The organism is Herminiimonas contaminans, from assembly GCF_015645465.1.
GTDB classification, from domain to species: domain Bacteria; phylum Pseudomonadota; class Gammaproteobacteria; order Burkholderiales; family Burkholderiaceae_D; genus Oxalicibacterium; species Oxalicibacterium contaminans.
Genome location: NZ_JADOEL010000020.1, coordinates 50,758 through 73,402 on the forward strand (window position 1 = coordinate 50,758; position 22,645 = coordinate 73,402).

The window sequence follows — 22,645 nt, forward strand, 5'->3', positions numbered from 1 at the left end:
TAAGTCATCGCACCTATATCCGCACCCAAAGATCGGGTATAGCCTGGCTCATATATTGGACTGGTTTAATTACTTTAGTATCGGCTCTCGAGCCTGTACGAAAGATGATGCTGAACATCGGCCCCTTCCGCACAAGGACTCACTCAGAGGCTGTTGCAAAATGGAGCTGACGGGAAGATTCGCCAGATTCATCTTGCAGCAGCCTCCATATAAAAAACGGAGACAGCCATGACAACCAGCAGCCATCCGGTAGATGAAATACTACCGATCCCTAAGCTCGCCGCACTTGGTATACAGCATGTTCTTGTAATGTATGCGGGTGCAATCGCAGTCCCACTCATCGTCGGTGGTGCATTAAATCTTCCCAAATCTGACATCGCTTTCCTCATCAGCGCCGACCTGTTTTGCTGCGGCCTGATTACCATTATTCAAAGTCTCGGCATCTGGAATTTCGGCATCCGCATGCCGGTAATGATGGGCGTGACCTTCGCTGCGGTAGGACCCATGGTGGCGATGGCAGGCAATCCTTCACTGACCATCCTGCACATCTACGGGGCGGTGATCGCGTCAGGGATATTTTGTATCTTTGCCGCGTCCTATATGTGCAAACTCATGCGCTACTTCCCGCCCGTGGTAACCGGTACTGTAATTACCATTATCGGTATCTCGCTGATGGGCGTCGGTATCAACTGGGCAGCAGGTGGACAGCCTGTGATCCACGCGATGGTTGATGGCGCGATGGTCACCATGCCGAATCCTGACTATGGCTCGCCGCTCAACCTGACCGTCGCCGCCATCGTGCTGGCCTCTATCCTGCTGATTACCAAATACGTCAAAGGCTTCATCGCTAATATCTCGGTATTAATGGGCATGATCATCGGCTTCGTGATTGCACTGTCGCTCGGCAAAGTCAGCTTCGATGGCCTGGGCAGCACCGACTGGTTCGCGATGATCACGCCTTTCCACTACGGCTGGCCAAAGTTCGACATAGGCTCCATCATCAGCATGTGCCTGGTCATGATCGTCACCATGATTGAATCGACTGGCATGTTCATCGCACTCGGCGACATCATCGACAAGAAAGTCGATGACAAGACCCTGGGGCGCGGCTTGCGTGTGGATGGCCTGGGTACACTCATAGGCGGTATCTTCAACACCTTCCCTTACACCTCGTTCTCGCAAAACGTCGGTCTGGTTGGGGTTACCGGCATCCGCAGCCGCTATGTCTGCGTCGCCGCCGGTCTGATCCTGGTTGCGTTCGGCCTGTTTCCGAAAATGGCGCACGTCGCCGCTTCGATTCCGCAATTCGTATTGGGCGGCGCTGGCATCGTGATGTTCGGCATCGTTGCTGCGACCGGTGTCAAAATCCTCGGCAAAGTGGATTTCAACGGTAACCGTCATAACGTCTTCATCGTCGCGGTCAGCATAGGTGCAGGCATGATTCCTACTGTCGCGCCGTCTTTCTTCAACCAATTGCCAGACTTCCTGTCGACCATCTTCCATAGCGGCATCCTGCTGGCAACAACAACTGCAGTAGTACTGAACCTGTACTTCAATGGTCGTGGCACGGAAGAAGATATTTCGGCATTCGCGATGGCGGCAGCACAGAGTTCGGAACACTGAAACAAATGATGCATAGCGCGTCCCACGCGCAGGGGAATAATGCGAACCGGAAGGTGGGACCTCCGGTCGGTTTTACTCTTATGAGCAACTGCAGGAAATAGGTATCAAGATGAGCACACTAGAACAATTGAACCGTCTGGCTGCAAGTGACGTACCGGCTTTTGTCGACGTTCTGCATGGCATTTACGAGCACTCGCCATGGATCCCTGAACGCGCGGCGAAGCTCGCACCGTTTGGCAATATCACGGCGCTCAAGCAAGCCATGCAGGGTGTCGTATCCAGTGCCACGCGCGCCGAGCAACTGCAACTCATCCGTGCCCACCCGGAGTTAGCTGGGAAGGCAGCCATTGCGGGTACGTTGACGGCTGAATCCACCGGTGAGCAGGCCAAGGCCGGACTCAATCTGTGCTCGCCGGAAGAATTCGCCACGCTGCAACAGCTCAATAGCGACTACAACAGCAAATTCGGTTTCCCCTTCATCCTCGCGGTCAAGGGAGCAACCGGCAAGGGCCTGACGCGTCAGCAAATCATCGCGACCTTCACCCGCCGCCTGCGCAACCAGCCGGAAGATGAATTACGCGAAGCGCTGCGACAAATCGGTCGTATCGCTGAAATGCGCATTAATGACTTGCTCGGTTACGCGCCTGCCATCGGTGCCACCGTGATGGATTGGGCGGAAGACATCGCCGCCTGGACTGAAGACGAAGGTGCGCTGACCTGTACCTACATGAGCGATGCGCATAGACGCACCGCCAATCAAATCGCGGACTGGATGCGCGCAGCTGGCATGCATGCGCACATCGATCCGGTCGGCAATGTGGTCGGACGCTATCTGTCCACCGATCCTCGCGCCAAGACCTTAATCACCGGTTCGCATTACGACACCGTTCGCAATGGCGGCAAATACGATGGCCGCGAAGGCATCCTGCTGGCGATAGCCGTGGTCAAGCATTTGCATGAACGCGGCGAAACCCTGCCCTTCCATTTCGAAGTCATTGCGTTCGCGGAAGAAGAAGGTGTGCGCTTCAAAAGCACCTTCCTCGGCAGCAATGCAGTCATCGGTCAGTTCAATATGGAATTGCTCGACATTACCGATAAAGATGGCATCACCATGCGTGAAGCCATCACGCAGGCAGGTCATGACGTGAACGCGATTCCGCAAATCGCCCGTAATCCGGCCGACGTGCTCGGTTATGTCGAGGTACATATCGAACAGGGTCCGGTCCTGTTGCAACACGACCTGCCGGTCGGCATTGTCACTTCGATTGCAGGCAGCTCGCGTTACCAGGTTGAACTGCGCGGTGTCGCCAGCCATTCCGGTACCACGCCTATGTCGATGCGCAAGGATGCTGCGGCGGCTGCCGCTGAAATCATCCTCTACGTGGAACAGCGCTGTGCACTGGATCAGCAGGCGTCGCTGGTTGGCACTGTCGGTCAGCTGCAGGTACCGAATGGCTCTACCAACGTCATCCCGGGTCGCTGCGTATTCTCTCTGGATATACGCGCTGCGGTGGACTCGGTACGCGATGCAGCGGCCGCCGACATCCTGCAACACATAGACAGTGTTTGCGCACGTCGCAACATCGAGTACAAGGCTGAGCAAACCGTCGCCGCACCGGCCGCACCATGCGCACCGTGGCTGATGAAGCAACTGTCGGCAGCGACCGAACGCGCCGGGGTACGGCCATTTGAGCTGGCATCGGGTGCAGGTCATGATGCAATGACCATCGCCAAGATGACCGACGTCGCCATGCTCTTCACTCGCTGCGGCAATGGCGGCATCAGCCACAATCCATTGGAAACGATGACAGCCGATGACACCGAAGTATCAGCGCAAATCCTGTTGGATTTCCTGCGCAATTTCAAAGAAAAATAACTAAAACAGTAAGTCTGAATAGCCTGGGCGGATCAAATATTTTTTGATCCGCTTTCTTTTGTCGACTGCGCGCCCTTCCTGAAGGTACAGCCATGAAAATGATAGCCAACCTCAAAATCAGACAGAAACTGACACTCAGCTTCGGCATTGTATTTGCCTTGCTGGTCGCCATTACTGTACTCAGCAACATCAAGCTGAACCAGCTGAACGACAGCATCAACCTCATCAGCAAAGACCGCTACCCGAAAACAATACTGGCAAACGCGGTACAGATAGAAGTCAACAAGATCGCACTCAACCTGCGTGACATGATGCTCGGCAGTGATCCTGACAAGATTAAAAACCTGGCGGCCGATACCCTAGCTTCCGACAAGAAAATGAAGCAAGGCCTGGAGCAGCTCAAGTCCATTGCGCAGACCGAAGAAGACCAACGCTACGTCAACGCTGCCATCGCCGCACGCGACCAGTACGTACCGGCACGCGATGCTTTGCTGCAACTGGCGCTAGACGGTAAAACCAACGAAGCCAAAACTTATCTTGATCAGGTATTTATGCCGGTGCAGGTCAAATACTTCATCGCGCTGGACGCCATGTTCGACTATCAGGGCAGCCTGATGAGTCAGGCAGGCGACGATGCCAGCACCAATTCCGCACAAGCGCGCTGGATCATCAACATCCTCGCTGGGTTTACCTTGCTGATGGCGCTCGCCGTCGGCTGGTGGGTAACGCGTAGCATCACCCGTCCGCTGAATACCGCTATTAGCGTCGCGCGTCGGGTGGCACAGGGTGACCTGGGCGGTCCTATCTACGTCAAAACGACCAATGAAGTCGGGCAACTGATGGCCGCACTGAAAGCCATGAATGACAATCTGCACCATATCGTCAGCCAGGTACGCAATGGCACCGATACCATCGCCAGCGCTTCAGGTGAAATCGCACGCGGCAATATGGATCTCTCGTCACGCACGGAACAGCAAGCCAGTTCGCTCGAAGAAACTGCATCGGCGATGGAAGAACTGACCTCGACCGTGAAGGAAAATGCCGGCCATGCGCAAGAAGCCAATCAGCTGGCAGCGTCTGCCTCGGATATAGCGCGGCAAGGCGGTAGCGTGGTACATGAAGTGATCGATACGATGACAGCCATCAATACCTCATCAAAGAAGATCATGGACATCACAGGCGTGATCGACAGCATCGCCTTCCAGACCAATATCCTGGCACTCAATGCAGCGGTCGAAGCAGCGCGTGCCGGCGAACAGGGGCGCGGCTTTGCCGTCGTCGCATCCGAAGTGCGCAACCTGGCGCAGCGCAGTGCCACGGCGGCAAAGGAAATCAAGGCGCTGATCGATGATTCGGTAGCGAAAGTTGATAAGGGCAGCAAACTGGTACAGCAGGCTGGCCTGACCATGGATGAAGTCGTCACTAGCGTGGCGCGCGTCAGCAGCATCATCGCCGCCATCGATAATGCCAGCCAGGAACAAAGTGCAGGCATAGAACAGGTCGGGCAAGCGGTCGTACTGATAGATGAAGGGACGCAGCAGAACGCCGCATTGGTAGAGCAGTCTGCCGCTGCCGCCCAATCGCTGCGGGACCAGGCTGATCAGCTGATGCAACTGGTCAGCATCTTCAAACTGGAACGCAACCATGCGGCCACCGCCCCGACCGCACCGGAAAAGCTGCGCCTGGTAGCCACATCGACAGCCCTGTTAGCACCCAAACAAGACGGCAGGATCGCCAGCCTGATGTCGAATTGAAACAAAAAACGATCATCAGATATTTGATAAAAATCGTTGAAAAAACCAGCTGACATGCCTTAATCTATACATGCATGTTTTTCGATGCGGCGACGACGTGAATTGCAATTCGCCCACCACCGTATCGACGCTGCCGCCAGCAGCGCGTTGCACCTGTCTTAAACCCTTTTTGGGTTACCTTTTTTTGGCGACACAAAAAAGGTAACTGGCAACCGGTCCACCACCGGCAATGTCGGCGGGGCTGTCTGATGATGGCCATCGTCCAAATAGAGTCTTAAACAGACAGGTACCATCATGTCAAAAACACTGCTCATCAAGAATGCCCGCGTACTCGTCACCATGAACGAGCAACGCGAAGAAATCAGCAACGGCGCAGTATTTATTCGCGACAACGTAATCGAACAAGTCGGTCCCAGCGCTACGCTGCCACAGACTGCCGATGAAGTCATAGACGCCAGCCATCACGTCGTACTGCCCGGCCTGATCAATACCCATCACCACATGTATCAAAGCCTGACGCGGGCGGTTCCTGCTGCGCAGAACGGTGAATTGTTCAACTGGCTGACCAATCTGTATCCGATCTGGGCCAACCTGACGCCGGAAATGATCCAGGTGTCGACGCAGACTGCGATGGCGGAACTGATGCTGTCCGGCTGCACCACCAGCAGCGATCACCTCTACATCTATCCCAACGGCTGCCGCCTCGACGACAGCCTGGAAGCAGCGCAAGAGATAGGCATGCGCTTCCATGCGGCGCGCGGTGCTATGAGCGTGGGCCAGTCCAAAGGCGGTTTGCCACCGGATCGTGTGGTGGAACAGGAAGCCGACATCCTGCGCGATACGCAGCGCCTGATCGAGACTTATCACGATGCCGGACGTCATGCGATGCAGCGCATCGTGGTTGCACCGTGCTCGCCTTTTTCGGTATCACGCGACCTGATGCGCGAGTCTGCCAGCATGGCACGCAGCTTCAATGTATCGCTGCATACCCATCTGGCGGAAAACGTCAACGACATTGCTTACAGCCGTGAAAAATTCAATATGACACCAGCCGAATACGCAGAAGACTGCGGCTGGGTCGGGCACGATGTCTGGCATGCACACTGCGTGCAGCTGGACGACGCAGGTATCAATTTATTTGCTCACACCCATACCGGTATCGCGCACTGCCCTTGCTCGAACATGCGACTGGCATCCGGTATCGCACCGATACGCAAGATGCTGGATGCGGGCGTGTCTGTCGGCCTGGGCGTCGATGGCTGCGCCTCCAACGATTCCGGTCACATGATGGCCGAAGTCAGACAGGCGATGCTATTGCAACGGGTCGGCTTCGGGCCGGATGCGATGACCGCCAGGCAGGCGCTGGAAGTCGCCACGCTGGGTGGTGCCAAAGTCTTGAATCGCGACGATATCGGTGCGCTCAAACCCGGCATGTCGGCCGATATTGTCATGTTCGATGTGCGGCAAATCGGCTTCGCCGGTGCCTTGCACGATCCGGTCGCGGCAATGGTGTTTTGCACCCCGCCAAATGTTGCCTGCAGCATCATTAATGGCCGCGTCGTCATCCGCGATGGCCAGATTACAACAATAGACCTCGGACATGTCATTGAACGCCACAATGCACTGGCATTTACGCTGGCAGAGGCGGCGCGCTAACAGGGGGATCATATAGCTACAGTCTTATAACTGATATTCCATCTGCATTACATTAGGCAGGCAAAATTAGACGACATTAGATGCGCTGAACGACACCACGTTAGATGGTAAGCGTTGAAGCAAAAAAACATAAAAAACTCGGAGACAAGCAGATGACTTTTTTGGAAAAGTTTTTCAAGCTCAGCGACCACGGTACTACCGTGCGCACGGAGCTCGTGGCAGGGCTGACCACCTTCCTCACCATGGCCTACATCATCTTCGTCAACCCAGCCATTCTGGGTGACGCGGGGATGCCCAAGGATTCCGTATTCGTCGCCACTTGCGTGGCCGCCGCCATCGGTACCCTGATCATGGGCCTGTATGCAAACTACCCTATCGGGCTCGCTCCCGGCATGGGCCTGAATGCCTACTTCTCGTATGCAGTTGTGATTGGTATGGGCTATCCATGGCAAGCCGCCCTGGGTGCCGTATTCATCTCCGGCTGTCTGTTCATGGTAGTGAGTCTGTTCAAGATCCGCGAGCTGATTATCAACAGCATTCCGGTGTCGTTACGAACGGCGATTCCCGCGGGTATCGGCCTCTTCCTTGGACTGATCGCGCTGAAAAATGCCGGTATCGTCGTCGGCAATCCTAATACGCTGGTCACACTCGGTAACTTGCACAGCCCCCCAACAGTACTGGCCATCATCGGTTTTGTCGTGATCGTCGCACTGGATAGACTGAAAGTCCGTGGCGCGATGCTGATCGGCATCCTGGCCGTGACCGTACTGAGCTTCTTCTTTGCGGGTAACAAATTCGCCGGTGTGTTTTCGGCGCCACCGTCAGTCTCACCTACCCTGTTCCAGCTGGATATCCCTGGCGCACTGGGCATGGGCCTGATCAACGTCGTGCTGGTCTTTTTCCTGGTTGAATTATTCGATGCCACCGGCACCCTGATGGGTGTGGCGCAACGTGCGGGTCTGGTCAAAAACGGCAAGATCGAACGCCTGAACAAAGCCCTGCTGGCAGATAGCGGCGCCATCATAGCCGGTTCCATGCTTGGCACTTCGAGTACCACCGCCTATATTGAAAGTGCCGCTGGTGTACAGGCAGGTGGTCGCACCGGCCTGACTGCCGTCACCATCGCTGTCCTGTTCCTGCTGGCCCTGTTTATTGCACCACTGGCTGGCGTGGTTCCGGCATACGCAACAGCTCCGGCTTTGTTCTTTGTGGCTTGCCTGATGTTGCGTGAACTGCGTGACATCGATTGGGAAGACACCACCGAATGCGTACCGGCAGTGATTACCACCATCATCATGCCTTTCACTTATTCGGTAGCAAACGGTATGGCACTCGGCTTCATCACCTATGCCGCACTGAAGTTGCTGACCGGTCGTGCCAAGGAAGTGTCGTTCATGATCTGGATTATTGCAGGCTTGTTTACCGTCAAGTTGGTCTTGTTGGGCTAAGCAAATAAGCACAAACAGGTGTTGTGCAGAAACGCGCAACACCTGTCAGCAAACATGAATTTGATTTCGTAAGTAGTTGCATCCGACCGCGCTACTTAGTCTTACTACAGAGTACACATCATGTCAGAACCGATACGCTTTTACTTCCGCGGCACCACACACGAAGTGAGTGGTCTTTCCAATACGCGTACCGTCTTGCAGCACCTGCGCGAAGACCTGCATTGCACCGGCACCAAAGAAGGTTGTGCCGAAGGTGACTGCGGTGCGTGCACCGTGGTAGTCGGCGAACTGCGCGGCGATCATCTCGAACTCAATACCGTCAACTCCTGCATACAGTTTTTACCAACGCTGGACGGCAAGGCACTCTTCACAGTCGAAGACCTGAAGCAAAACGATGGCTGCCTGCATCCGGTGCAACAGGCGATGGTCGAATGCCACGGCTCACAATGCGGCTTCTGCACACCAGGCTTCATCATGTCCTTGTGGAATCTGTATCTGCACAATGATGATGGCAGCACCGCACCAAGTACACGACAAGTAGACGATGCACTGTCCGGAAATCTGTGCCGCTGCACCGGCTACCGTCCCATCATCGAAGCGGCGCACCGCATGGGTGAATTGCCAGCCGTCCATTTCGACCGCACACAAGTGGCAGATGCGCTGCGCGAATTGCAACGACATGAGCCACTCAGCATCAGCTACGCTGGTCAAACCTTCCACGCACCGCGCACCATAGAACAACTGGCAGCACTGCGCGCCGAATTGCCTAAGGCACGCATACTGGCAGGCTCTACCGACGTCGGCCTATGGGTCACCAAACACATGCGCGACCTCGGGGACATCATTTACCTCGGCCAGGTCGATGCACTGAAAAGCGTCAAGGAAGAAAACGGCTGGCTGGAAATCGGCGCAGGCGTCACACTGGAAAATGCGTATGCAGCAGCCGCCCAGCACTACCCGCAAGAGCTATCAGAGCTGTGGCAACGCTTCGCCTCGCTGCCAGTACGCAATGCCGGTACGCTGGGTGGCAATGTCGCCAACGGTTCACCTATCGGCGACTCCATGCCATGGCTGATTGCGCTCGGCACACACATCGTCTTGCGCAGCGTCGCAGGTGTACGCAGCATGCCGCTGGAAGATTTTTATCTGGCTTACCAAAAATCGGCCATGCAGCCAGATGAATTCGTGCAGGCAGTACGCATACCATTGCCACGTCCTGACGTCGCATTCCGCGTCTACAAACTATCGAAACGTTTCGACCAGGATATCTCGGCGGTTTGTGCCTCCTTCGCGTTTGAACTGGTCGATGGCCAGGTAAGGGATGCGCGCATCGCCTACGGCGGCATGGCGGCCACGCCTAAGCGCGCAGCGCAAGCCGAAGCGGCACTCAATGGAAAGGCATGGAGCGAAGCCAATGTACGCGCGGCGATAGCGCTGCTGGCACAGGACTATGCACCACTCTCCGATATGCGCGCCTCATCCGCTTATCGCATGAAGACGGCACAGAATCTTTTATATCGCTACTGGCTGGAAACACGTGCAGATGCGCCGGTACCGGCGAGCTCTTTGCGCGCCTTTGCAGCAGCAACAGCTGAGACTGCCTGAGGAAATCAGGAGGAATATGATGAACAAGCAAACCGAATTATTCATGACTGATACATTACCTGGCAGCGGTACACCCGGCGGCAAGGCAGTCGGCACCTCTTATGCGCATGAGTCCGCTTACCTGCACGTCACCGGCGAAGCGACCTACACTGATGACATCCCCGAGCTGCAAGGCACCTTGCACGCGGCACTGGGCCTGTCGCAAAAGGCCCATGCCAAGATAGTTTCCATCGACCTTAGCAAAGTCCAGGCCGTACCTGGCGTAGTCGCCGTGCTGACAGCGGCCGACATCCCCGGTGAAAACCAGTGCGGCGCGATCATACGCGACGATCCGGTGCTGGCCGAAGACCTGGTGCAATACATAGGACAACCTATTTTCGTCGTCATCGCCAACAGCCACGACACGGCACGCCGTGCTGCACGCCTCGGTGTCATCGAGTATGAAGAACTGCCACCGATACTGACGCCACGTGCGGCCCATGCTGCGCAATCCTATGTGCTGCCACCTATGCATTTGCAACGCGGCGATGCGGCGACTGCGTTTGCAGCTGCACCGAATAAGCTGCAAGGAAAATTCGACGTCGGCGGACAAGAGCAGTTCTATCTGGAAGGCCAGATCTCCTACGCCATTCCAAAAGAAGGCAGCGGCATGCACGTACATTGCTCGACGCAACACCCGAGCGAAATGCAGCATCACATTGCCCACGTCCTGCATGTGTCTTCGCACGACGTACTGGTGGAATGCCGCCGCATGGGCGGTGGCTTCGGCGGCAAGGAATCGCAATCGGCACTGTGGGCCTGCGTCGCCGCATTCAGTGCAGCCCGTTTGCGTCGTCCAGTCAAACTGCGCGCCGATCGCGACGACGACATGATAGTCACCGGCAAGCGCCATTGCTTCGCCTATGACTATGAAATCGGCTATGACAATAACGGCCTGATCCTGGGTGCACGCATAGACATGATCTCGCGTGCAGGTTTCTCTGCCGACCTGTCCGGTCCGGTGGCAACCCGCGCGGTCTGTCACTTCGACAATGCCTACTATCTGTCGGATGTTGAAATTCACGCCATGTGCGGCAAAACCAATACCCAGTCGAATACCGCCTTCCGCGGTTTTGGTGGCCCGCAAGGTGCGATTGCGATCGAATACATCATCGATGAGATTGCGCGCAATCTCGGCAAGGATGCACTCGAAGTACGACGCATCAACTTCTACGGCAGCAGCGATGGCGACGGCCCGGATGCACGCAATGTCACGCACTACGGTCAAAAGGTAGAAGACAACATCATCCACGCGCTGGTCGACGAACTGGAAGCCACCAGTGAGTACCAGGCTCGCCGCAATGCGATCAATGCATTCAACGCGTCGAACACCATCCTAAAAAAAGGCCTGGCACTGACGCCAGTGAAATTCGGTATCTCGTTCAACGTACCGCACCTGAACCAGGCGGGCGCATTGGTACACGTATATACCGATGGTTCGGTTTTGGTGAACCACGGCGGTACTGAAATGGGCCAGGGCCTCAACACCAAGGTCGCGCAAGTCGTGGCACAGGCATTGGGTCTGCAACTGGATAAGGTGCGCTGCACCGCTACCGACACCAGCAAGGTCGCCAACACCTCGGCCACGGCAGCCTCAACTGGTACCGACCTCAACGGTAAAGCGGCACAGCACGCAGCACTGCAAATCCGTGATCGCCTGGCCAGCCTGGCAGCACAGCGCTTTGGCGTCGAGGTCGCGAGCATACGTTTTGCCGACGACAAAGTGAGCTCTGGTGCGCACAGCATAGACTTCCAGGAACTGGTCATGCTGGCTTATACCGCCCGTATCCAGCTCTGGTCTGACGGCTTCTACTCAACCCCACGCGTGCACTGGAACAGCAAGACCATGCAAGGTCATCCGTTCTACTACTACGCTTACGGTGCGGCCGTGGCCGAAGTGGTCATCGATACACTGACCGGCGAATGGAAATTGCTGCGCGCGGATGCGCTCTACGATGCAGGCGAAGCATTGAATCCGGCCATCGATGCAGGCCAGGTGGAAGGTGCTTTCATCCAGGGCATGGGCTGGCTCACGACCGAAGAATTGTGGTGGAATAAGGACGGCAAACTGATGACGCATGCTCCTTCGACCTACAAGATTCCGGCGATCTCGGACTGCCCGGCTGACTTCCGCGTCAAGCTCTTCAAGAACAGCAATGTGCAGGACAGCATCCACCGTTCGAAAGCCGTCGGTGAACCGCCGCTGCTGTTACCGTTCTCGGTCTTCTTCGCAATCCGTGATGCAGTGGCCGCCGTTGGTAACAATCGCGTCAATCCGCCTTTGCGCGCACCGGCCACCAGCGAAGCTATCCTTGATGCAGTCGACGCCGTGCGCGCCGCCATCCAATAGCAAGGAGTCACGCTATGTCTACATGGTTAGAAGCGTTGCAAACAACTGTACCGGCACAGGAAACTTGCGTGCTGGTGACAGTTGCAGGCATCCAGGGCTCAACACCACGCGAAGAAGGTGCCCGCATGGTGTACACAGCGACCCGGCAATTCGACACCATAGGCGGCGGTCATCTCGAATGGCGCGCCGCACAGATTGCACGTGACATGCTGGCCGACAGCACACCGACCCGCCGTATGAACCACATCGAACGCATCGCGCTGGGCCCCAGCCTGGGTCAATGCTGTGGCGGTGTGGTCTTCCTTGCCTTTGAAATCATAGAGCAACGTGCCGCCGCCATGCTCAGTGGTCTGGCACGCGGTTGCAAGGAGGGCGTGAACATATGGCGCGCGGTGCCACTGGAAACGAATGATGCAGCCGTGCTTTACGATCTCAAGGGCAGCACCTGTAATGCAAGTTCGGCGGTTGATGCCTTGACTCCGGATATGTTCCTGTCCAGGAGCGCGACCCATATCGCACGTGATACCCAAGGTCGCCGCTGGTTGCTGGATCTGTGCCAAGCGCATTTACCGCAAGTCGTCCTGTTTGGCGCCGGGCATGTAGGTACGGCCATCGTACGCATGCTGAGTACGCTGCCATGTCGCGTCCTGTGGGTAGACGAACGGGAAGACATGTTCCCTGCTGATTTACCTATGCAGGTCACGATAGATGCGACCGATGTACCGAATGCCGTCGTTGCAAAAGCTGAGCCTGGTGCCTACTTCCTGGTGATGACGCACAGTCATTCACTGGACCAGCAGTTGACCGAGCAAATCCTCAAGCGCGAAGACGTCGCCTGGTTTGGCCTGATCGGCTCCTATACCAAACGCAAGCAATTCGAACATCGCTTGCAGGACAGAGGCGTCACGGTCGAGCAATTGAACAAGATGACCTGTCCTATCGGCATCCCCGGCATCTATGGCAAGGAACCCAGCAGCATCGCCGTCGCCGTAGTCGCACAGCTGGTCCAGCTATGGGAACTGCGCGCCCAGCCGCATAAGAACAGTCCTGTCCTGGCTACCACTGCCGCGGTGCTAGCTTCGTCAAATACACCGCAAAACTGAACACGCTTTTTCTACACCCATTTTTAGCACTGATAGTTACTCATGATTTCTAACGTACACGCGTACCGCGCGAGCCTGCTCCATTTTTCCAACGACCCTGCCTTCGCTGAAGATGCGACGCAGTGGCATAGCGATGGTTTGCTGGTCGTGGCAGACGGCAAGATAGTTGCCGCTGGCGATTACGATCGTTTACTGCCGACCCTGCCCGCTGGCGCCATGACCCATGACTGGCGCGGCAAGATCATCACGCCTGGCTTCATCGACACCCATGTGCACTATCCGCAAACCGACATGATCGCGTCGCCTGCACCTGGCTTGCTGCCCTGGCTCAATACCTATACCTTCCCGACCGAAAGAAAGTTTGAAGACAGCGCACATGCCGCTGATGTCGCTGACTTCTTCCTCGCTGAATTGCTGCGCAACGGCACGACAACTGCGGCAGTCTATTGCACCGTGCATCCGCAATCGGTGGATGCATTCTTTGACCGCAGCCATGCACTGAACCTGCGCATGATCGCGGGCAAAGTAATGATGGACAGGAATGCACCCGACTTCCTGCTGGATACTGCAGAAAGCAGCGCCAGGGATACAGAAGCACTGATCAAGCGCTGGCATAAGCAAGGCCGACAGCACTACGCGATCACGCCACGTTTTGCCCCAACCTCGACCGACGCGCAATTGCGCCTGGCAGGTGAACTGGCGTCGCAGTACCCGGACACCTACATCCAAACCCACGTCGCAGAAAATACTGATGAAGTGAAATGGGTCAAGGAACTGTTTCCTGACAGCCGCAGCTATCTCGACGTCTATGAAAAGCGCGGCCTGATGCGCAAACGTGCGCTATACGCCCACTGCATCTGGCTGGATGATGATGATCGTGCACGCATGGCAGCGACGGAATCAGTCGCAACGGTGTGTCCTACTTCCAACCTCTTCCTCGGCAGCGGTTTGTTTGACTTCATCAATGCTGACAAACTGCGTATGCCAGTCTCACTCGCGACTGACGTCGGGGGTGGCACCAGTTTCTCCATGCTGCAAACCATGAACGAGCTCTACAAGGTAGGTCGCATGAGCGGCGTGCATCTGGCCGCGCAACGCATGTTTTACATGGCGACGCTGGGTGGTGCACGTGCCTTGCAGCTGGAAGGGACGATCGGTAATTTTGCGGCTGGTTGCGATGCAGACTTCATCGTGCTCGACCCGCAAGCCACGCCTTTGCTGTCACGTCGCAGCGCGACGACCGACAGCCTGGAAGAGCAATTGTTTGCACTCGCCATACTGGGCGATGACCGTGTTATCACCGCTACTTATGCTGCAGGTGAGCGTGTGCATCAGCGCGCAGCCTGGATTTGATAACTAGCGCCACAGCATGGTCATCAACTATTGATGACCATGCTTGTCCGTCGGGGACGCGTAGTTGAACATGACAGAACCCAGCACGCCGACGGCGATCAATACCAGCAGCATCCCCATATAGCTACCGATAGCCGTGTACAGCAGCGATGCCACGAACGGACCAGCAGCAATCGCTATCATGACCGGCGCGCCCATCGCGCCACTCACCGCGCCATAAGCTTCGCGCCCATACAATTCCGCTGGTATGGTGCCGCGCACTATGGTCATCACGCCATTGCTGATGCCATATATCCCGGCAAACAAGGCATACATCCACAACCAGTGATTCGGTGCATAGAGCAGTATCAAGGCCAGCGGCAACAACCACATCGCGCATAAACCTATCTTGTGCGATGACAGATTGCGCCCCACGGTGGTTTCCAGTATCCGTCCCAGTACCTGCATAGGCCCGACCATCGCGCCTATAGTCGCCGCCTGCGTCGGTGTAATACCGCGGCTCTGCAACAGCGACATCAGGTGCAGGGACACAGCGGAGAAGACCAGTGTATTTAAAGTGAATGAGGTAGTCAACAAATAAAAGCTGCGCTCGCGCAAGACTTGCGCCAGACCTGATTTGCCTTGCGTGGCCTGGGTCGGCGCTTCGGTTGCAGGTGAAAATTTAGGCAGCAAGGCATGCACAGGAAAACTGACCAACAAATTCAGTGCGGCATAAATCAGCCAGGTGTCACGCCAGCCGACCTGATCCGACAGTGCTTGTGTCAATGGCCAGAACACACTGCTCGACAGACCGCCAAATAAAGTCACTGCTGTAATCGCGCGGCGATAGCCACTGCCATATACCTGCGTCAATACGGCAAAAGCAGGCTGGTACAGCGTCGCACTCATGGCCACACCCAGGCCTGCCCAGACCAGGTACAGCGTCAGCACGCTATCGACATAAGACATCAGGAAAAACATGAGCGCGGCCAGCAAGGCACCACCGCCCATCACCAGTCGTCCGCCTATGCGATCAATAATTGCGCCGGATAAAGTCGACAGACAACCGGATAGCAGCAAGGCTATCGAATACGCCCCCACCACTACCGAGCGCGTAGTCTGGAGCTCGGCTTCCATAGGCTGCATGAGTACGCCATAAGCGTAGAACATCGAACCCCAGCCTATGATCTGGGTCATGCCCATGGAAGGGATAAGCCATTTTGATTGCTTGGTGGCCGCTGTCATTTTTTATCGTTATTGATTTCCTGCCCGAGTACAAAGTGTACCCAGATCGCATCTTGCGTGCAGGGCGTGCTTGCAGCAGTCCGGCGATTACAAATCGGACGGTATGGTGTGCAGCAATTCGCCCAGGCGTTTCTGCACCCATTGCGTAGTCGCATCCGGCTGATGCCCTTGCAGCCACAACATACGTACCGACAATAGCGGCAGGCTAAATTCATCGCAGGGCAGTTCCTGCAGATGCAAACGATACTCTTCGTACTGGGCGATGTTCAAAGGCAGTATCGCCCAACCTATGCCGTCCGCCACCATCGCCGCAATACTGTAAAAACTATCGGAGCGCCAGACCGACGGACTCAAAGCCGGATCAGCGAAGTCATCCATATGCATCAAGAGCTGCCTGTGCTTGGCGAGATCGCGTTGCGTGATTTTTTTAATCTGCGTCAACGGATGCTGACGACTCACATAGATACCCTGCGCCACACTACCGATATGCTTTTGCGCAAATGACAGCGAACATGGCCCGCGATCAAAATGGAAGGCCACGCTGGCGCGCTGCTTCTCCACGTACTCGGCCACCTCGGTTGCCGTACCATTAAGTTGGGTCAGTTCCAGTGATGGGAAACGTTCCGATATCTCCTTCACCAGCGCGCCGACCGCAAGGTAAGGCAAGGCTTCATCCAAAGCCAGCGTCAGCTTGGCTTGCTGCCCTGCCGCGAATGATTGCGCACGGTGATCCAGCCCCTCGGCCTGGCGCAACAACTCCCGTGCTTCCAGCAGCATGACTTCACCGGCCGGTGTGAGTTGCACATTGCGCCGCGAGCGATCAAACAAATCAAAGCCCAGATCTGCTTCCAATAAGGCAATAGCCGTACTGACAGCAGATTGCGCCTTGCCCAGGCGACGCGCAGCCGCAGAGATAGAGCCAGCCTCTGCGGTCACGACAAACTGTTTCATGCGATCGATAGTCCATTCCATCCATCTATTTTATAGATGGTACTTAACTTTGTCTAAATCCAATATTGATGGATGATAGACAACGTTGCACAACAAATAGGCTCATTTGGGCCAGAAAAGTCATGAATCAAAAATCCATAACACCCAAAACTGTCACCATAAACTGGTGCACAGATGCGGCACTAAGCGAGGCGCTTACCCAGCTCTTCGTGATGAACGCGCACACTCAATACATTTCCCACTCCGAGCTGCAAGGATCACGCGCGGCTAGTCCTACCCAATGGCGTAGCGATCTGGCGGCAACCATGCGCCAGGAGTTGAACGCGACCCTGGCACTAGACCCTGCAAACGCAAATCAATTGCTTGCGACTGCAAACATCGGCAATGACATCGTCGGCATGGCGCTGGTCGCCATCGATAACAATCCGGACGTCGCTACACCGTTTGCATCGCTGGACGACCTGATCGTGCACCCGGATCATCGCGGTGCCGGTATCGGCCAGCAATTGATCGCATGGGTCGAGCAGCAATTACTGACGCGCGGCATCCAGCGTCTGTTCCTCGAAAGCGGCGCAGGCAACCATGATGCGCACCGCTACTTCCATGGCCTGAACTTCCAGACCGTATCGGTCGTGATGATGAAGGAGCTCAGCCATGCTTAAGCCCAACAAAGACATCCTGAAACACACTGCCATGCTGCCGTCTTCCAGCCGCTGGCTGGTGCTGGCCATCGTCTCGGTCGCGCTGTTGCTGATCGTGGTCGACATGACGGTGCTCTATGCAGCACTGCCAAGACTGACAGCAGACCTGCAGGCCTCGGCTTCGGCCAAGCTGTGGATAGTCAACATCTATGCGCTCATCGTCTCGGGGCTGCTGCTTGGCATGGGTACGCTGGGCGACAGGCTAGGACATAAGTCCTTATTCGTCGCCGGCCTCGTGGTATTCGGTATCGCATCGTTGTGCGCGGCGTACTCGCCGTCCTCCGCCACACTGATCGCTGCACGTGCATTGCTGGCAGTAGGTGCTGCCATGATGATGCCGGCAACACTGTCCATCATCCGTCTCGCCTTTGCCGATGAAAACGAACGCGCAGTGGCGATCGGTATCTGGGCCGCTGTTGCCTTCGGCGGTGCCGCACTCGGACCGGTAATCGGCGGACTGTTGCTGGAATACTTCTGGTGGGGTTCGGTCTTCCTGATCAACGTGCCTATCGTGCTGGTGGCATTGCCTATCGCCCTGGCTTACATACCGAAAAGCCAGCCTAACAAAACACGGCCATGGGACCTGGTCGGTTCACTGCAAATCATGGCGGGCCTGGTCGGCGTGACCTACGCATTGAAAGAAGCAGGCAAGCACAACCCTGCATGGGGCATAGCCCTGCTGACACTGCTGTTCGGACTCTTCTTCCTCGCCATGTTTGCACGCAGGCAGCAACACAGCGCGCATCCGATGATCGATTTTTCGTTGTTCAAGAACACGATTTTCTCGTCATCTGTAGCAGCCGCTATCGTCTCCGCTGCCGCCCTGCTGGGTATGGAACTGGTGTTCACGCAGCGTTTGCAACTGGTGCTCGACATGACACCGTTGCAGGCGGGTGTATTTATCCTGCCTTTGTCGCTGGCGGCTTTTGCTGCCGGCCCGTTGACGGGACGTGTATTGCCGAAGCTGGGTAGCGCCTTTGTCTTGTCGTTGTCCCTGCTGATCTCCGGACTGGGTATGGGTGCTTATCTGTTCCTGTACGACGCCGCAGCATGGATGCAAATCATCTGCCTGCTGGTGCTCGGTGCCGGTATCGGTGCTGCGATGACGGCGGCATCCAGCACCATCATGCAAAGCGCACCGGTGGATCGCGCGGGTATGGCTGCCTCGGTCGAGGAAGTTTCGTACGAACTGGGTAGTGTCTTCGGTGTCACGCTGATGGGCAGCATACTGTCACTGGCTTATGCGAGTGCACTGAGTTTGCCTGCTGATATGAACCTGCCTGCCATCGTGTGGGATAGCCTGGATGAAGCACTTCTTGTGACTCGGGATCTCGCACCTGCTGTTGCGCAAGTGGTAGATGCTGCCGCCAAATCATCATTTGATGTGGCGTTCACGGCTGTCATTGCAACCGCGACCTTCCTGTTGTTCCTGACCTCCGGCATCGTCTGGTGGAGCAATAAAAAAAGCGAGCATGTTGCCATGCTCGCCGAATCGCACTCAACTACTTGAGCCCCGGAGTAAAGCTGTGTGGCTGGGCGGATTTCTCCGCTCAGCCAGTTTGATCAAGATGATCAGAAGCGGTGACGGATACCCAGCGCAACGGTGTTGCCGGTATTTTGCTGGGTGATCTTGTCGTACATATACACCGCATAGAGATCGGTACGTTTGGAGATGTTGTAGTCATAGCCAAACGATGCCGTATTGCGTTTCAAATCCTGTCCCATCGCTGCGCCGTCACGCTTGGTATTCGCCCATGACGCCAGGATCGCACCCTGACCCAGCGGGATGCTGGTACCAAGCTGCACGGTACGGTCATTCAAATCGATATCGTGACTGGTCTGGTTATAGGTTGCGAACAACTTGGCCACCGCGAAATCATACGAACCACCGACAAACCATCCGGTCTGGCGCGCAGGCGTCAAGCCACCCAGCAAAGTCGCTGCTGGCAATACATTGCCCGGCGTCTGCTCCAGCGGATTGTTTACTTTGATTTTTTGGTAGTAAGCCGCCAATCCCAATGGGCCATTCGAATACAGCAAATTCATACCGAAGTTATTCTTGCCGCTCTTTCCTGCGACTTCGCCGAACTGGTAATGGATATTCGCTTTCAGGCCCGCCATATTAGGCGTGGTATAGACGATCTCATTGCTCCAGCCGGTATCCGCTGCCACCGAATTGCTCCAGCGCGAACCATTGAACAGCGGCACGTCTGCGTGCAGCATCAAAGGCGACAACTGGAATGAATCACCGAATGGATTGAACAGGATGGATGGCAGGAAGTGTGGCGCCAGATCACGACCCAGCGAGATCTCACCGAACTTGCCTATCAGGCCGACGTTCGCATCGCGCGAAAAGAAAGTCTCATTGCCGTCGAAGCGACCGGCACCGCCAGTGTCCGCACGGAAGAAGGAAGTCAGGTTGAACTTGGCTTTGAGGCCGCCACCGAGATCTTCGGTGCCCTTGAAGCCAAACCATGAAGTGGTCATACCACCGCTATTGACGACGCTGCTGCGTCCGGCGTCGCCGCTGTATTTGACTGAACCGATAAAGTTATCGACCAGGCCGGTGACCTGTACCGATGTTTGCGCCATTGCTGGCAATGCACATGCTGCACCCAAAGCTGCGACGCACTGCAGCTTGCGCAGTGTATTTTTTCTTGCACCCATTTTTGTCTCCTCGTTTTTATATGCGTAAGAAATTTGTCTTCTTACACTCACGGCACTACTTATTTTTTATGTGTACTGCCTGCTTACTGCGCTATCTCGCTACTTCTTTGATGCTTCCTTTACTGCCTGCTGCCATGCTCGATACAGCGCTGGCGGATACGCTCCGCCAGCACCTGCTACTTCAAATTACTTAGGGAAAACTGCTTTCTTGATGATCGCGTGTACGCCCCAGTTGCCATCGACGACTTGCGTAATACCGAAGTCGACCGATACCGAGATCAGCGAAATCGCTTCGTCTTCGGTCAGGTTGCGTGTGTCCATGAAGAAGCGACGGGTCTTGTTGAAGGCGTCGGTCATTGCGCTGTCCAATGACGATTTCTTGAACAGTTCAGAAGTGCCATCCACACCGAATTCCTTCAGGTAGTTCGGGCTGCTGAAGCCGTGCACAACCAGCTCGCTTTCGGTTTCCAGCAATGGATAGTCGAGGCCATACAGCTTGGTGCCTGGCAGGTCCGCTTTCTTGTGCAGGATGAACTGGAACAAACCAGTCAGTGAGCATTCAATCGCTGTACCGCAGAGCTCTGCATCGCCTTGCGAAGCATGTGGATCACCAACCGAGAACATCGCGCCTGGCACGACCACAGGGAAGAACGCGGTTGCGCCCTTGCCCATACGCCAGTTATCGAAGTTACCGCCGCTGTAGCTAGGAATGATGGACGACACCATATCGGCTTCGACTGGTGCAACACCGATCATGCCGAAGTGCGGACGCACAGGAATTTCGTAACCCTTCAGGACGTCGTAGTTAGGCTTGATGCTGCTCTTGTCGACCGGTACGCCTGGGTAATCGATGATAGGGTGAACCACGCCGAATGGATCGGTTTGTGGTGTCCAGCGGTAGTTGTAAACTGCCTTGGCCCAGGTCTGTTCACCGCTCGCATCAACTTCATAAATGGTGATGACTTCACGGCCTTTAGGCTCGGTGATCAGGTTGTTGTAGTGGAAGCCCCAGTTACTCGCAACGTTAGAGCCAAAGGTCTTGCCACGATAGTCAGGGTTGCCCGAAGGACGCTGCATGGTATCGACGATGCGTACTTCCAGCACGTCGCCAGGCTCTGCACCATTGACATAAATAGGACCGGTGCAAACGTGCACGCCCAGGCCACCGCCCGCGCCCAATGGATCATCCATAGGACCCGCGCCACGGCGATCAACTGCCTTGCTATTCGCGTCCCATTGGAAAATGCTTTCTGCGCCAGCATCGCCTTTGACCATGCGCTCGATGTCGTCGTTGGAGTGATGCGTGATGGTTTCGATCGTGGCGTAATCACCGGATTCCAGCTTCAGCAGCGGCTCCATGGTCTTGCTGAAATAACCCCAATGGATGGTCTTGTTGTTAGCCGGTACGTAGTAGTGGCTAACGTGTTCGCCAGCCTTCTTCGAAGGCAGCGCACGCTCGGTAACGCCTGCCAAACCGGCGATGCCTGCAGTCGGCTTACCGCCGATAGCAGCGCGCAAGCTCTGACGCGCTTCCTTGAACTCGCCCTGCAAATCGGCGTCGTTCAAGTGGGAAAAGTGATTACATCCAGTACTGCAAATATGGTCTCGCATACATCTCCTGATCTCTTTGACACACCACCTGATTGTGGTTAGCAGAGATCATAGAAGCGAGGAGGCACCGGAATCTTGTACGGAGGCGTACAAATTATTGTTGGGTGAATGGTAGGTATTCACCGCGTACGAAGATAGTTAACAGGAATTTTTCTCTCGGAAATCTTTTAGTGCGATGCCCCACTCAGTCACTCATCCATCTTGGCACTAGCCTTAGCTCCGATCATCCTTAGCAAACAATCAACGTCTTTAACTACATGATTACTATGAATGACGTGAATTTTTGTCGCTCTACTACGTAAAAGAAACTTTAAGGATCGCTCTTCCGGAATCGAAAGTATTGTTATGTGGAGATTTAATGGCGAATCGCTCAACACCCGCTTACACGCAAGGGCAAACCGACGAGAAGGCATTGAAAGATCGTTGTGAAGCAAAAGCAAGTCGATGTCATTATAAGTTTGTGATTCGGTAAAAAAAGATCCAAATCCAAATACTTGAATCTCTTCAATATTCACTGCCATTGTTCCATCGCTAACTTTTGTTCCGGCGATACATATTGGTCTGTCCCGGCCTCAATGGACACAAGGTTAAGCACTGAGTGCTAATTGGCGCTGCTCGAATTCCGCTGGGGTCAAATACCCTAATGTCGAATGGCGGCGATGATGATTGTAAAAGCGAATGTAG

General features: G+C 55.5%; 17 protein-coding genes. 11 read left to right on the plus strand and 6 right to left on the minus strand.

Annotation, left to right across the window (positions count from 1 at the left end):
• Positions 1-228: 228 nt before the first annotated feature.
• The 9 genes from IXC47_RS17730 (at position 229) to guaD (ending at position 14,807) form a co-directional block, all read left to right on the plus strand.
• Positions 229-1,623, plus strand: coding sequence for a nucleobase:cation symporter-2 family protein (locus tag IXC47_RS17730; RefSeq protein WP_195876549.1), 1,395 nt, complete (start codon positions 229-231; stop codon positions 1,621-1,623).
• Positions 1,624-1,732: 109 nt separating this feature from the next.
• Positions 1,733-3,499 (plus strand): allantoate amidohydrolase, encoded by a 1,767-nt coding sequence (locus tag IXC47_RS17735; protein WP_195876550.1) that lies wholly within the window; start codon positions 1,733-1,735, stop codon positions 3,497-3,499.
• 92 nt (positions 3,500-3,591) lie between these two features.
• Positions 3,592-5,253: a methyl-accepting chemotaxis protein gene (locus IXC47_RS17740; protein WP_195876551.1), complete on the plus strand. Its 1,662-nt coding sequence runs from the start codon at positions 3,592-3,594 to the stop codon at positions 5,251-5,253.
• A 294-nt stretch (positions 5,254-5,547) separates the two neighbouring features.
• Positions 5,548-6,909 carry an 8-oxoguanine deaminase gene (locus tag IXC47_RS17745; protein WP_195876552.1) on the plus strand — a complete coding sequence of 454 codons (1,362 nt, stop codon included), beginning with the start codon at positions 5,548-5,550 and terminating at the stop codon, positions 6,907-6,909.
• 152 nt (positions 6,910-7,061) lie between these two features.
• Entirely contained in the window at positions 7,062-8,357 is a 1,296-nt protein-coding gene (locus IXC47_RS17750) for an NCS2 family permease (protein ID WP_175627097.1), read from the plus strand.
• Between the two features lie 120 nt (positions 8,358-8,477).
• Entirely contained in the window at positions 8,478-9,962 is a 1,485-nt protein-coding gene (gene xdhA / locus IXC47_RS17755) for a xanthine dehydrogenase small subunit (protein WP_195876553.1), read from the plus strand.
• A 19-nt stretch (positions 9,963-9,981) separates the two neighbouring features.
• Positions 9,982-12,351, plus strand: coding sequence for a xanthine dehydrogenase molybdopterin binding subunit (gene xdhB / locus IXC47_RS17760; RefSeq protein ID WP_195876561.1), 2,370 nt, complete (start codon positions 9,982-9,984; stop codon positions 12,349-12,351).
• Positions 12,352-12,365: 14 nt separating this feature from the next.
• Positions 12,366-13,454 carry a xanthine dehydrogenase accessory protein XdhC gene (gene xdhC / locus IXC47_RS17765; RefSeq protein WP_195876554.1) on the plus strand — a complete coding sequence of 363 codons (1,089 nt, stop codon included), beginning with the start codon at positions 12,366-12,368 and terminating at the stop codon, positions 13,452-13,454.
• A gap of 42 nt (positions 13,455-13,496) precedes the next feature.
• Positions 13,497-14,807 carry a guanine deaminase gene (guaD, locus tag IXC47_RS17770; RefSeq protein ID WP_175627094.1) on the plus strand — a complete coding sequence of 437 codons (1,311 nt, stop codon included), beginning with the start codon at positions 13,497-13,499 and terminating at the stop codon, positions 14,805-14,807.
• Positions 14,808-14,834: 27 nt separating this feature from the next.
• Here guaD and IXC47_RS17775 read toward each other — a convergent pair whose 3' ends face one another.
• Together IXC47_RS17775 and IXC47_RS17780 are read right to left on the minus strand one after the other, a co-directional pair.
• On the minus strand, positions 14,835-16,031 hold the full coding sequence (locus IXC47_RS17775) for an MFS transporter (RefSeq protein ID WP_195876555.1): 1,197 nt from the start codon (positions 16,029-16,031) through the stop codon (positions 14,835-14,837).
• Positions 16,032-16,118: 87 nt separating this feature from the next.
• Positions 16,119-17,003: a LysR family transcriptional regulator gene (locus IXC47_RS17780; protein WP_175627092.1), complete on the minus strand. Its 885-nt coding sequence runs from the start codon at positions 17,001-17,003 to the stop codon at positions 16,119-16,121.
• Between the two features lie 191 nt (positions 17,004-17,194).
• Here IXC47_RS17780 and IXC47_RS17785 point away from each other — a divergent pair, with 191 nt between their 5' ends.
• Together IXC47_RS17785 and IXC47_RS17790 are read left to right on the plus strand one after the other, a co-directional pair.
• Entirely contained in the window at positions 17,195-17,644 is a 450-nt protein-coding gene (locus IXC47_RS17785) for a GNAT family N-acetyltransferase (RefSeq protein ID WP_195876556.1), read from the plus strand.
• Positions 17,637-19,193 (plus strand): MFS transporter, encoded by a 1,557-nt coding sequence (locus tag IXC47_RS17790; protein ID WP_326838425.1) that lies wholly within the window; start codon positions 17,637-17,639, stop codon positions 19,191-19,193. Before IXC47_RS17785 ends, IXC47_RS17790 begins: the two co-directional genes overlap by 8 nt.
• A gap of 62 nt (positions 19,194-19,255) precedes the next feature.
• On the opposite strand, the gene IXC47_RS17795 is transcribed toward IXC47_RS17790, so the two are convergent.
• The 4 genes from IXC47_RS17795 to IXC47_RS17810 all read right to left on the minus strand — a co-directional run.
• The gene (locus tag IXC47_RS17795) at positions 19,256-20,350 is read right to left on the minus strand and encodes a porin (protein ID WP_175627090.1); all 1,095 of its coding nucleotides are present in this window, start codon (positions 20,348-20,350) and stop codon (positions 19,256-19,258) included.
• Positions 20,351-20,536: 186 nt separating this feature from the next.
• Positions 20,537-21,961, minus strand: a complete 1,425-nt coding sequence (locus IXC47_RS17800; RefSeq protein WP_195876557.1) for an acetamidase/formamidase family protein — start codon at positions 21,959-21,961, stop codon at positions 20,537-20,539.
• 188 nt (positions 21,962-22,149) lie between these two features.
• Positions 22,150-22,476 (minus strand): hypothetical protein, encoded by a 327-nt coding sequence (locus IXC47_RS17805; protein WP_195876558.1) that lies wholly within the window; start codon positions 22,474-22,476, stop codon positions 22,150-22,152.
• 72 nt (positions 22,477-22,548) lie between these two features.
• A partial coding sequence (locus tag IXC47_RS17810; RefSeq protein WP_195876350.1) for an IS3 family transposase occupies positions 22,549-22,645 on the minus strand: 97 nt, incomplete at its 5' end.

What these genes read in the sequence shown, in the direction of transcription:
- IXC47_RS17735 (WP_195876550.1), top strand. Translation starts at nt 1,733, where the DNA reads ATGAGCACACTAGAACAATTGAACCGTCTGGCTGCAAGTGACGTACCG.
- IXC47_RS17745 (WP_195876552.1), top strand. Translation starts at nt 5,548, where the DNA reads ATGTCAAAAACACTGCTCATCAAGAATGCCCGCGTACTCGTCACCATG.
- xdhC (WP_195876554.1), top strand. Translation starts at nt 12,366, where the DNA reads ATGTCTACATGGTTAGAAGCGTTGCAAACAACTGTACCGGCACAGGAA.
- xdhA (WP_195876553.1), top strand. Translation starts at nt 8,478, where the DNA reads ATGTCAGAACCGATACGCTTTTACTTCCGCGGCACCACACACGAAGTG.
- IXC47_RS17800 (WP_195876557.1), bottom strand. Translation starts at nt 21,961, where the DNA reads ATGCGAGACCATATTTGCAGTACTGGATGTAATCACTTTTCCCACTTG.
- IXC47_RS17785 (WP_195876556.1), top strand. Translation starts at nt 17,195, where the DNA reads ATGAACGCGCACACTCAATACATTTCCCACTCCGAGCTGCAAGGATCA.
- IXC47_RS17790 (WP_326838425.1), top strand. Translation starts at nt 17,637, where the DNA reads ATGCTTAAGCCCAACAAAGACATCCTGAAACACACTGCCATGCTGCCG.
- IXC47_RS17750 (WP_175627097.1), top strand. Translation starts at nt 7,062, where the DNA reads ATGACTTTTTTGGAAAAGTTTTTCAAGCTCAGCGACCACGGTACTACC.
- xdhB (WP_195876561.1), top strand. Translation starts at nt 9,982, where the DNA reads ATGAACAAGCAAACCGAATTATTCATGACTGATACATTACCTGGCAGC.
- IXC47_RS17780 (WP_175627092.1), bottom strand. Translation starts at nt 17,003, where the DNA reads ATGGAATGGACTATCGATCGCATGAAACAGTTTGTCGTGACCGCAGAG.
- IXC47_RS17740 (WP_195876551.1), top strand. Translation starts at nt 3,592, where the DNA reads ATGAAAATGATAGCCAACCTCAAAATCAGACAGAAACTGACACTCAGC.
- IXC47_RS17730 (WP_195876549.1), top strand. Translation starts at nt 229, where the DNA reads ATGACAACCAGCAGCCATCCGGTAGATGAAATACTACCGATCCCTAAG.
- IXC47_RS17795 (WP_175627090.1), bottom strand. Translation starts at nt 20,350, where the DNA reads ATGGGTGCAAGAAAAAATACACTGCGCAAGCTGCAGTGCGTCGCAGCT.
- guaD (WP_175627094.1), top strand. Translation starts at nt 13,497, where the DNA reads ATGATTTCTAACGTACACGCGTACCGCGCGAGCCTGCTCCATTTTTCC.
- IXC47_RS17775 (WP_195876555.1), bottom strand. Translation starts at nt 16,031, where the DNA reads ATGACAGCGGCCACCAAGCAATCAAAATGGCTTATCCCTTCCATGGGC.